Origin of the sequence: Streptomyces sp. NPDC047515 (genome assembly GCF_040643055.1) — a bacterium.
Classification (GTDB): domain Bacteria; phylum Actinomycetota; class Actinomycetes; order Streptomycetales; family Streptomycetaceae; genus Streptomyces.
On record NZ_JBEYTM010000030.1, the window covers coordinates 41543 to 50649 of the forward strand.

The 9107-nt window shown below is 68.1% G+C and carries 15 protein-coding genes and 1 pseudogene; 9 read left to right on the plus strand and 7 right to left on the minus strand.

Features of this window, described 5'->3' with window-relative positions; all coding sequences use genetic code 11:
- Positions 1-216 precede the first annotated feature (216 nt).
- The 5 genes from ABZ826_RS23710 to ABZ826_RS23730 all read left to right on the plus strand — a co-directional run bounded on the left by ABZ826_RS23710 (position 217) and on the right by ABZ826_RS23730 (position 2031).
- Entirely contained in the window at positions 217-645 is a 429-nt protein-coding gene (locus ABZ826_RS23710; RefSeq protein ID WP_361451630.1) for a WYL domain-containing protein, read from the plus strand.
- A 30-nt stretch (positions 646-675) separates the two neighbouring features.
- The gene (locus tag ABZ826_RS23715; protein ID WP_361451633.1) at positions 676-909 is read left to right on the plus strand and encodes a hypothetical protein; all 234 of its coding nucleotides are present in this window, start codon (positions 676-678) and stop codon (positions 907-909) included.
- 131 nt (positions 910-1040) lie between these two features.
- Positions 1041-1238, plus strand: a complete 198-nt coding sequence (locus ABZ826_RS23720; RefSeq protein WP_361451636.1) for a DUF6011 domain-containing protein — start codon at positions 1041-1043, stop codon at positions 1236-1238.
- Between the two features lie 206 nt (positions 1239-1444).
- Positions 1445-1816: a hypothetical protein gene (locus ABZ826_RS23725; protein ID WP_361451639.1), complete on the plus strand. Its 372-nt coding sequence runs from the start codon at positions 1445-1447 to the stop codon at positions 1814-1816.
- A 2-nt stretch (positions 1817-1818) separates the two neighbouring features.
- Positions 1819-2031, plus strand: coding sequence for a hypothetical protein (locus tag ABZ826_RS23730; RefSeq protein ID WP_361451642.1), 213 nt, complete (start codon positions 1819-1821; stop codon positions 2029-2031).
- A 69-nt stretch (positions 2032-2100) separates the two neighbouring features.
- Here ABZ826_RS23730 and ABZ826_RS23735 read toward each other — a convergent pair whose 3' ends face one another.
- The 3 genes from ABZ826_RS23735 to ABZ826_RS23745 are packed head-to-tail and all read right to left on the minus strand — an operon-like array spanning position 2101 to position 4558.
- Positions 2101-3237 (minus strand): hypothetical protein, encoded by a 1137-nt coding sequence (locus tag ABZ826_RS23735; RefSeq protein ID WP_361451645.1) that lies wholly within the window; start codon positions 3235-3237, stop codon positions 2101-2103.
- Entirely contained in the window at positions 3234-4379 is a 1146-nt protein-coding gene (locus ABZ826_RS23740; protein WP_361451648.1) for an integrase, read from the minus strand. Before ABZ826_RS23740 ends, ABZ826_RS23735 begins: the two co-directional genes overlap by 4 nt.
- Complete coding sequence (locus tag ABZ826_RS23745) at positions 4376-4558, minus strand: hypothetical protein (RefSeq protein ID WP_361451651.1); 183 nt, start codon at positions 4556-4558, stop codon at positions 4376-4378. Before ABZ826_RS23745 ends, ABZ826_RS23740 begins: the two co-directional genes overlap by 4 nt.
- 574 nt (positions 4559-5132) lie before the next feature.
- Here ABZ826_RS23745 and ABZ826_RS23750 point away from each other — a divergent pair.
- Genes ABZ826_RS23750 through ABZ826_RS23765 form a run of 4 tightly spaced genes read left to right on the plus strand, consistent with a single transcriptional unit; the run spans position 5133 to position 6971 of the window.
- A complete protein-coding gene (locus tag ABZ826_RS23750; protein WP_361451654.1) occupies positions 5133-5849 on the plus strand; it encodes a hypothetical protein in 717 nt (238 codons plus the stop codon).
- An 11-nt stretch (positions 5850-5860) separates the two neighbouring features.
- On the plus strand, positions 5861-6160 hold the full coding sequence (locus ABZ826_RS23755; protein WP_361451657.1) for a hypothetical protein: 300 nt from the start codon (positions 5861-5863) through the stop codon (positions 6158-6160).
- An 11-nt stretch (positions 6161-6171) separates the two neighbouring features.
- A complete protein-coding gene (locus ABZ826_RS23760) occupies positions 6172-6486 on the plus strand; it encodes a hypothetical protein (protein WP_361451660.1) in 315 nt (104 codons plus the stop codon).
- A gap of 11 nt (positions 6487-6497) precedes the next feature.
- Complete coding sequence (locus ABZ826_RS23765) at positions 6498-6971, plus strand: hypothetical protein (protein WP_361451663.1); 474 nt, start codon at positions 6498-6500, stop codon at positions 6969-6971.
- Between the two features lie 59 nt (positions 6972-7030).
- Here ABZ826_RS23765 and ABZ826_RS23770 read toward each other — a convergent pair whose 3' ends face one another.
- The 4 genes and pseudogenes from ABZ826_RS23770 to ABZ826_RS23785 all read right to left on the minus strand — a co-directional run.
- A complete protein-coding gene (locus ABZ826_RS23770) occupies positions 7031-7261 on the minus strand; it encodes a DUF6207 family protein (RefSeq protein ID WP_361451666.1) in 231 nt (76 codons plus the stop codon).
- 878 nt (positions 7262-8139) lie between these two features.
- Positions 8140-8472, minus strand: a complete 333-nt coding sequence (locus ABZ826_RS23775; protein ID WP_361451669.1) for a hypothetical protein — start codon at positions 8470-8472, stop codon at positions 8140-8142.
- A gap of 41 nt (positions 8473-8513) precedes the next feature.
- The gene (locus ABZ826_RS23780) at positions 8514-8777 is read right to left on the minus strand and encodes a hypothetical protein (protein ID WP_361451672.1); all 264 of its coding nucleotides are present in this window, start codon (positions 8775-8777) and stop codon (positions 8514-8516) included.
- 50 nt (positions 8778-8827) lie between these two features.
- Positions 8828-9088, minus strand: a pseudogene (locus ABZ826_RS23785) (peptidoglycan-binding protein); the annotation flags it as partial.
- Positions 9089-9107 lie beyond the last annotated feature (19 nt).

The window sequence follows — 9107 nt, forward strand, 5'->3', positions numbered from 1 at the left end:
TTTCGGCGTGCGCCGGTCGGACTTTCGGCCCGGCGGGCGCATGGGGGCAGTTGCCACGCCAGTGTCCTCCTATTCGCAGTGCGCGCGCCATGGGGTATGGCGCTGGGCTGGCACGGTTGCGCCTGCCTTCGTGGAAGAAGCATCCCACGTTTCTATTGCGCGCGCAATGGAATACGCCTAGTGTGGGGAACACACCGCACCAAGGGGGACACCGAGATGAAGCACACGAACCGCCAGACGAGCACCCGCACCCTGGCCGACCTCTACAGGGCCCTCGACCGCAAGCACGTCATCACCGTCTCCTTCCTCAAGGAAGAGAAAGACGACGCCGGCAAGAAGACCGGCCGCCTCGTCGAGACCGTTCGCAGCCTGGAGCCCTACGACATCCGCACCACCCACGACGGTCACATCGTCATCAAGGCCATGGACCGGCAGACTGGCGAATCCCGCACCGTCCGTGTGGACCGGATGCTCACGTACACCCTCCACAGGATCGCCTTCGTCCTCGACCGACCCGAGGTAACGACCCCGGCCGGGCACGTCATCGTGGTCCGTAGCCCCGCACAGCTCATCGCCCGCGAACTCGGCCGCGACTACCTCCCCGCCCGCCGCATTGACCGCGCCGACACCACGCTTGCCGCCTGACCTCGAATCCGAAACCGCACAAGGAGAACCGTGTCGTACCGACTAATCGTTACCCGCCCGAACGGATCGAAGTTCCAGTCCAGCACCGAACCTCTGGCTGACCGTGAGACTGTCGGCATTTCCGCCCTCCGGGCACTCGCCACCGCCCACATCGCCTTCGGCCGTTCCGGTCTGGTCCTGGGCCGTGATATCCGGGACGCCGCCATCGGCGACACGGTCACGCACGACGCGAGCGGTTACAGCTTTCGCACCGAAGAGTTCTGACCCCGGGAACGACGAAGGCCACCACCCGGTCCGGGGTGGTGGCCTTCCAAGTCATAGTGAACACGCACGCGTAGCGTATCCGATTGTCGCGCCACACCACCAGCCCCATTCGCAACCAGGACACTGGACCCATGGCCCGAGACGCGCACCAGCCCACGCTCGTCGACACCCCCACCGGCTACCGGCACCGGTACTGCCGACGCTGCGGCCGGCCCCTCACCCGCACCGAGTCGCGCTTGAACGGTTACGGGCCGGCCTGCGACCCCAACCGCCACCCCGGGCCCGCACCCGAACACCACGTCGACCAAGAGCCGCTCCCCGGAACCTGATCCGGGTTGTCAGCGGCCACCACTAGACTTCTGCACCAGCGGCAAGACGCGTACGCCGCCAGCCGAACACCCCTACCGTCGCACCCACGCTGCGACACCAGGGAAGGCGAAGGTCTCCCGGGGCCCGCGAACCTGTTCCACCGTCACGGAGGCATCTCCCGTACGGCGGCAGGCGTGGGGTACCGCCACCACTGGAGACGATGACCGTGCCGAAGAAGCAGACCACCGCCGCGAAGAAAGCCCGCGCCGTCCAGCGCGAGACCGGCGGCAAACACACCGCCCTGCTGGCCGAGCAGACCTGCGGGAAGAGCCTGGACCTGTTCAGCGTGTACACCCGGGCCTGCGCCCGTGCGCCGCACCCGGACATCGAACCCTGCTCGGAGAACAGGGACTTCGACGCCGCCGGATGGCATGAGCGGGTGAACGCCGAGTGGGTGGCCGAGGAGGCCCGCCGTGCAGCGCTCACCGACGACGAGCGCGCCGAGGAGGCCCGGCTGGCGTTCGAGGAGGAGTACGACGACGGCTACACGGCCACGGACGCGTGGGAAGACGCCCGCTCCTACAAGTGGGAGGACTGACCATGGCCACCACCGACCGGGACTTCGAAGCAATCGCGGCCGCCAGCCACTACGTGAAGCACGGAACGGACCACTGGGGCGGTTCCTTCCGGGACTGTATCTGCCCCAAGGAACCCTGCGGAGGGGTCGCCAACGAGGTGCAGGGATGCCCCGAGCACGACCTGCTCCCGGCCCAGCGATGGCACTGGGCATCCGAATGCCCCGGACTCCGCTGACCCCATGACCGAGGCTCCGCGCACCCACCACCGCGCGGAGCCGCACCCATGCCTCTGCCTCCCGGCCCGTTACTCCGGCCGGCTCTCCAGCGGCACCGCGGTCACCGACCGGCGGATCTGCTCCATCCTCGTCGGCAACGGCTCCCACCCGTGCGAGCCCGCCATCACAAAGTTCAGTGCGGTCACACCTCGGGCGAAGGCCTTCACCAGGCCGCCCGCCTGCAGCGTGATCCCCGGCGGGCCCGCCTTCGACGGCCACAACGTCACCCACAACCCCGTCCGGCCGCCCGTCAACGGAGCCTCCTCGACCAGGCCCTCACGCACCTTCAGCCACCGGCGGACCGCGACCCGCGACCCCTCCCGCAACTGGTACCACTCCACCTCCGGCGCCGGGCCCAGCTCCTCTACTGCCGCCAGCACCCTCTGCCGGGTCGCCTCCGACACTCGCTCCACCCAGCCACCCAGTACATACCGCACCGACTCCGGATGCACCTGCGCCAACGCCGCGATCTCCGCAGCCCGCGTCGCGGCACCCTTCTGCTGCCGCCGGCGCACCCCCACCGCCGCCTCACCCTCCGCCAAATCGTCCAAGCGCATCGCCGCGAGCTCCCCGGACCGGGGTGCCGTGTCTAGCAGGATCGCGACCATCGCAAGGGTGCGGGTGCGGTCCTCGTAGGTGAGCGCCGTACCGTCCCGCTCCAGCGGACCCACCCCCGCCATATCGACCAGGCCCCGGTACAAGGCGTCCAGCGACCGCTGCCGCACCGTCGGCTTCGCCTCCACGTTCGGAAGCGCCGGCAGTCGCACCGTCTTCTGCGGAACCACCAACCGGGCCAGAATCCCGAGACAGTCCCTCACCGTCCGCTGCGACGCCAACGGGAGTTCCCGCCCCCGGTCCTTCGCCCAGAACCGCAACTCCCCGGCCGCGGCCAGCTCCCAGAACGGGCGCAGCGCCGCCCACGTGAACAACTGCTCCGCCGTACGAGACGCCCGCCCTGGCATCTCGTCGCGGCCCACCGCCCGGTCGAACATCCCGACGACCATCCAGAGCTGCTTCGCCCGCTCCTCGGACACCTGGATCAGCACCCCACCAGCGCCCGGCACCCGCACCCGGTCATCCCATCGGGCCGGATCCCTGGGGGCGACACGGTCAACGAGGGCGGCCAACTGTCGCACGGACGACGCGCTGTATCTCTGGGAGCTCACGCTTGCCCCTTCGTCTGCTGCTCGGCGGCCTTCCGGCCGATCTGGGCCAGCGGGTTGTTCTCGCCCTCACTGTCCTCTTCATCGACGTAACCGATGAGGGCTTTCGACTTGTCGTCCCAGCCGCCGTGCCGACCGATCTGCACGATGTCGACCCCGGCCTGGCGGGCCGACTTCACGAACCCGCGCCGGGACGAGTGCGACCGCCACCGGCCTGGGAGCCCGGTTCGTTCGATGGAGCGCTGCACGATGTCGGACGCCGCGTCGATCGTCATCCGCCCGTCGGGGTCGCCGATCGGCTTGCCCTTGCGCTGCATAGGCGGAGCAAGGTACCCCCACCGGTCCATGCGCAGGAACAGGGCGCCCTGGTGGTGGCCTTCGTCGGCGAGGGCGGCGACCAGGGCGCGCGCTGCACGGACTGCGCAAAGGTCGGGTTCCGGGTCCGGCACCACCTTGATGTCCTGCCACAGCTTCCGCTTCTTGCGGTAGACCCGCACCTTCAGCCCGCCGTCGGGGAGTTCGGTGAAGCTGCCCGGCCAGTTGAGGGGGACGAGTTCGCTGCCACGGGACGCCAGGGCGTGCCCGAGGAGCATCAGAGCGGCGTCCCGTTTCCCGGCCAGGGTGGTCCGGTCCAGCTTACCTAGAGCGAGCCGCAGCACCTTGCGGTCGGCAGGGCTGGCCTTCCGCGGCTGCGCGGCCGGGTCCTTCGCCAGGGCCAGCGCTTCCCGGTAACCGGCCACGACCTTCCGGGCGCCCATCGTGTCCGGGGGCTGGAACCTAGCCGCCCGGTGGGAGGAGCGGATCGACGCGATGATGCGGTCCATCGTCTTCGGCCCGTACGGGCGGCCGGTGCGCGGCCGCGGGGTGCGCTTGAGGTAGGACAGGTACTCGGTGACGGTCTGCGGTGCGGCGGGCAGAGGGCGGCGGCCGACGGTGGCGCACCAGGCGGCGAAGCGGTCCATGTCGCCCTCGTACGCCTTGCTGGTCTCCTCCGGGATTCCGGCCTTGACGTCTTCCTTCGCTTGGTCAGACAGCCACGCGTCCGCGTCCTCATCGGCCAGTGGCACGGCGGGAGTTCGGTCCTCGGGGATGGCGGGGAGCCGCTCCTCCTCGACCAGCTCCGCGTCGACCACCTCGTCCGTCACTTCATCACCCCCGGCGGGAAGATGCCGGGCGAGCCCGGGCACGGTCCGCCAGCCCACCGCTGCATCGGAAGGTGACATGCCTCGCAGAACCAGCCCTCGGGGATGTCGTTGAGCTGGAAGTCGTGGCCATGGCTTGAGTCTGCGAAGACGGGGTCGAGGGCGCTCACGGCCGCTGCCATGAGCTGCTTCCTCTGCCTCAGATGATCTGGCTCCATAGAAGGAACATTATCTGGAGCGAGACGCGATGTTGCCCCCGCCGCGGCCATCTGACGAGGGTTCGAACGAGTCGCATGACGTAAGGGCGGTTATGGAAGGTGACTCACGCGTTCGATTCGCACCGACAACCGGAGGGCAACTCCGATACTTCGTCAGGAACGATCCTAAGGATCGGCGCCATTTTCGGGCGGCCGCCGTCCGCGCTCTCAGTGAACGCCCGTAATGGGGGTATCTGAAGGATATATAGGAAAATGCCCCGCTCAACGTGGAGTGCGGTGTTGAGGCAGCGACATGGGCAGGGCGCCGGTCCCGCCAGCGGCCCAGTGGGGCGGGGTCCGGTGGCCCGCTGGCGGGTTGGTGGCAGGCCTCGGTCTCACGAGGGTCCGGATTTGCGTTCATGGTTCAACGGTGCGCCCGGTGGCGGGAGTTGCTGTCCACGTTTGGAGTCGCACGTCGGAGAATCGACAGTGGAAGAGTTCCCGAATTGATGGACCAACGCCTACATTCCATGTACTGTTGGCATTGAAGCATCAAATTATGGAAGGAATCATGCACCCGTACATCTACGCCGTCCTTACCAGCGCCGACGGCGGCGCCACCTGGGCCACCGTCACTACCGACCAGGACACCGAGGGATACACCAACCCCGCCAAGCTCGCCTCCGACACCCTCGACAGCCACTACCGCGACGCCCTGCTCGCGCCCACCATCCAGCCCGTCCCCCTCCTCGCCGTCCACGTCTACGACGGCCCCGCCATCACCGCCCCCGCAATTGCCGCCGCCACCATCGGCGAAGACGGCCAGTGGCAAGCCACCGGGCGCCTCCTCGCCGAAATCGCCGCCGACCTCCGCCACTTCGAGGACGAGAAGAAGGCCCTCGACGCCCAGCTCCTCAGCACCCAGACCGCTATCGGCAACGCCCGCACCCGCCTGGAGAACGTCACCAGGTCCGCCGTACGGATGGGCATGCCGCAGATCGATATCGCGCACGCCGCCGGCCGCAGCCGTGAGTGGGTCCGGAAGACCGGCAACCTGCCGCAGGAATCGGAACAGGGGCAGAAGGAGGCCCTGCAGAAGGCCGTCAAGGCGGCGGCTGGCACATGGAACACCCGCCGCGCGGCGAACGCCCTGGCCGAGGCCGGCCACATGGTCACCGACAAGCGAGCCCGCCAGCTCCTGCGCGACCTTGCCGCCGCCGAAGTCATCGCCAAGACCGACCCCAACACCGCCACCTACCGCACCACCGAGCAGTGAGGACCACGACCATGAGCGAAGCCGCCACCGAAGGCGCGCAAGTCACCTTGTTCTTCCCCAACTCCGAATGGTCAGGGCGCCTCCCCGGAGTCCCGCGCGTAGGTGAACGCCTCTTACGGGAAACCCCGGAGACTGGTGAAGAAGACTGGGTCGTAACTGCAGTCGAGTGGTACATCCACCTTGACTCGGAACCGACAGTGAGCATCACACTCGATCCGGCTGACGAGCACACCCGCAAGATCGTGGCCAGGCAGCAGGCCGTGTGGGAGGCAAGGAACCGCCAGCGACGCGTCCGCCCCGCCGAGCAGTGAGGATTGCGACTATGAGCAGCACCACCGTGTACGGATCCTGGACTCCCGGGAAGGACGAGCCGCCCTGCAACCCGATGGAGGCGTGGCCGTCGATGCGCGCCGCCGAACGATCGCTGCGGGATCGCCTGGCACCACCTGCACTGGGCGTCTCCCGGTGCAGTACGTACTGGATGTCCCGGCCCCGGGAGGACGATGCTCAGTTCTACGGCAGCACCGACAGCAGCGGGATCTTCTTGTACGAGAAGCCGGACACTGATGAGCCCTACGCCATCCTGGAGTTCGGGCCCCGCCGCGGCATCCGAAAGACAGCCATCACCGAGCAGTGAGGACCGTGACCGTGGCATCCGAAATGGAATTCTTTTATCAAGGTCATCGGCTGCGTGTAGCCGTCGAGGCGGGAGAGGCCAGGTTCGACGCCCGAGACGTGGCCGCGATCTTCGGCATTCGGGCGCCTGCGCGCTATTTCAGTGCGCCTGGCGAGATCGACGAAGCAAGCCTGTACGACGACCTACGGCACTCCAGGAAGCCCGGCTTCAACCCCTTTTATAGATGGCTCATGAGCGAAGTTGCGCCCTCCCTTACCCAAGCTGGCGCGCCGCTCAAAGGCGAGGCAAAGGAACGGGGCACAAACCGAGAGCTAGCTGACGAGGTCCGCCCCCGTCGTGCACAGCGTCTGGCGGAAGAGGCGGAAGTGACTGGAACGGGCCCGGAGACTGAGGGCGTCATGAGGTCGGCCCCTGCCGGCCGGGCTGTTTACTACCAGGGCAGGGGCGGCGCTCGGTACACGGGCAACCCGCGCAATCTGTCGTAACGCAGCCAAAACAGCTGGTGCCCCCGACCAAGGTCAAGTTGGTCGGGGGCACCGGTGCGTCAGCCTACGGTAGGGGCACCACCGTAAGGCGCAGGAGCTCGTACGTTGGCGTACGTCCGCACCCGCACTCCTGGTTCGCCTGGGACCCGCCACGGTACGGACGGGCCTGACGTCGCCCACCGCTCCCCCAGTTCCGCAACCGCGGCCAGAGCGGTCGTTTCGTTGCCGGCCACCACCTCCACCACAACCAGACCCGGCTCGGACACATGCACAGCATCAATCGACGTCACACCCGTATCCAAGTCCCATTGGGCAGAGCCTGTTCCGCTGCTGGCGGTTGTTCACTCTGACGTGCAGGTACAGGCGGTGGCGGGCGGAGGCGGAGTGTTCACATGAGCAAGATCAAGTTATTTAGTGTGCATTTCTATAGGACACAACTGCAGGTCGAGCCAGCCTTTACAGATCAAGCGGTACCGCCCCGCGTCCGGCTGTAGCCAGAACAGGGGCGTTGTTCATGAGCGTCGCCGATCCGGCGGGAGACCGGCCATGCCGGGACTGCTCGGGCCGGGGTCGGGACTGGACGGCGTGGTACGGCGGCACACCAGGGCGTCCGGATCACCCGGCGGCGGCTGGAGCGAATATCCTTCCGGGCACGTCTGACCATCGCGACCGTTCCGGCCGTCCGTTCCGTCTGCGCCATCCTTCCCATTAGCGCCTGCGGGCCCCTGCGGCCCGGCTGGGCCAGGAACAGTCGAGTCCGCGCCGTTGCGACCGGCAGCACCGGACGGGCCAGGGGGCGGAGTGGCCACCGGTCCAGTCGGCCCCGCCGGTCCGCGGTCGCCCGTTGCACCCTTCGGCCCTGGTGGTCCAGGGATTGGTACAGGCACCTCGGCGCGGGCAGGCAGATCGGCGACCGCGTCGCCCGGATCCGGGGCGGCCGGCGTCTCCCCCTTCGCCTTGATCTGGGCTCGCAGCGTCCGCACGTCCGTGGCGAGTGTCGACACGGCGTCACCGCGCCGGTCCGCCTCCGCTGCCAAATCGGACGCGCGCTGGTCCGCATTGCCTATCCGCAGCCACACCAGGACCACGGCGCCGGACAGCACGAGCAGCACGGCGGCGAGCGCGAACCCCCGCCACTGGCGGGCCAGTACGTCGGGTCGACGGTGCGTCACAAGGGGTTCCCTCCCAGTTCGATGATGCGCGTGTGCAGCCGACCGTTCTCGGCGGTGAGTTCCGCAATCTGGGTGTGCAGCGCGGCCTTATCCGCGCGCTCTCCGGCGAGGTCGGCGTAGGCCGCGGAGAGGAGCCGTTCGTTCTCTGCGAGTTTCTCGGCCAGCTTGTCGCGTTCTTCTTGCAGGTTGTCGACGAGGCTGGAGTAGCCGCCGAGGACGGCGCCGGATTGCGAGACACGGTTTTCTCCGCGTTTTCCAACGATCGCCCCGACAGCTGCGGCAAGCCCGACGACGATGGTCCCGACGGCGCCAAGCGTCGCAGCGTCCACGCGGTATACCTCCAGTCGTGCGGATGGGGAGGCTGGTGGGGTCATACCCCCTTGGCGAGCGAGGCCGAGTTGGTCACGGACCTCAGCCGAGCGACCAGCCCCTTCGCGAGGGCGAGCACGGCGCCCACACCCCCGACCCCAGCGGCGTACCACATCGATCCGTCGAGGGGCTGAGTAATGACGACGCCGCCGATGAACGCCTGGAGGAACGTGGTCAGCACGCGCTCGGCAAGGTCGCGGGCGTAGGTCTTGGCGCCCTTGATGACGGTCTCAGTGCTGGGCAGGGGGAAGTTGGGCTCGGCCATGGTCAGGACTCCTTCAAATGGGTTGGGCAAGTGAGACTGAGGGGCACGGGTCAAACCCTCGGGACCTTGAGGGCGTCCCAAGACGTCTTGCCAGGGATGCCGTCGCAGTCGGCGCCGGACCAGCCGAGGTTGTGGGCCTTGCTGTACTTCTTCTGCCAGGCCGCGAAGCTCCGCTTGTCGGAGTTCGTCCAGTTCGGGCCTGGACCGGTCGCGTATCTGCCGCACCCCTCCGCAACCAGGCGCCTGCCCATCGCGGTGATGATCGGGCTGTGGCGGCCGCCGTGGAAGAACCCGGCGCCGGGGAACGGCTCCAGCGGCTGGGCCGCGGGC

Excerpts from the sequence above, each read along its gene's own strand:
- ABZ826_RS23710 (WP_361451630.1), top strand. The coding sequence starts at position 217 with ATGAAGCACACGAACCGCCAGACGAGCACCCGCACCCTGGCCGACCTC.
- ABZ826_RS23720 (WP_361451636.1), top strand. The coding sequence starts at position 1,041 with ATGGCCCGAGACGCGCACCAGCCCACGCTCGTCGACACCCCCACCGGC.
- ABZ826_RS23730 (WP_361451642.1), top strand. The coding sequence starts at position 1,819 with ATGGCCACCACCGACCGGGACTTCGAAGCAATCGCGGCCGCCAGCCAC.
- ABZ826_RS23745 (WP_361451651.1), bottom strand. The coding sequence starts at position 4,558 with ATGGCAGCGGCCGTGAGCGCCCTCGACCCCGTCTTCGCAGACTCAAGC.
- ABZ826_RS23750 (WP_361451654.1), top strand. The coding sequence starts at position 5,133 with ATGGAAGGAATCATGCACCCGTACATCTACGCCGTCCTTACCAGCGCC.
- ABZ826_RS23755 (WP_361451657.1), top strand. The coding sequence starts at position 5,861 with ATGAGCGAAGCCGCCACCGAAGGCGCGCAAGTCACCTTGTTCTTCCCC.
- ABZ826_RS23760 (WP_361451660.1), top strand. The coding sequence starts at position 6,172 with ATGAGCAGCACCACCGTGTACGGATCCTGGACTCCCGGGAAGGACGAG.
- ABZ826_RS23780 (WP_361451672.1), bottom strand. The coding sequence starts at position 8,777 with ATGGCCGAGCCCAACTTCCCCCTGCCCAGCACTGAGACCGTCATCAAG.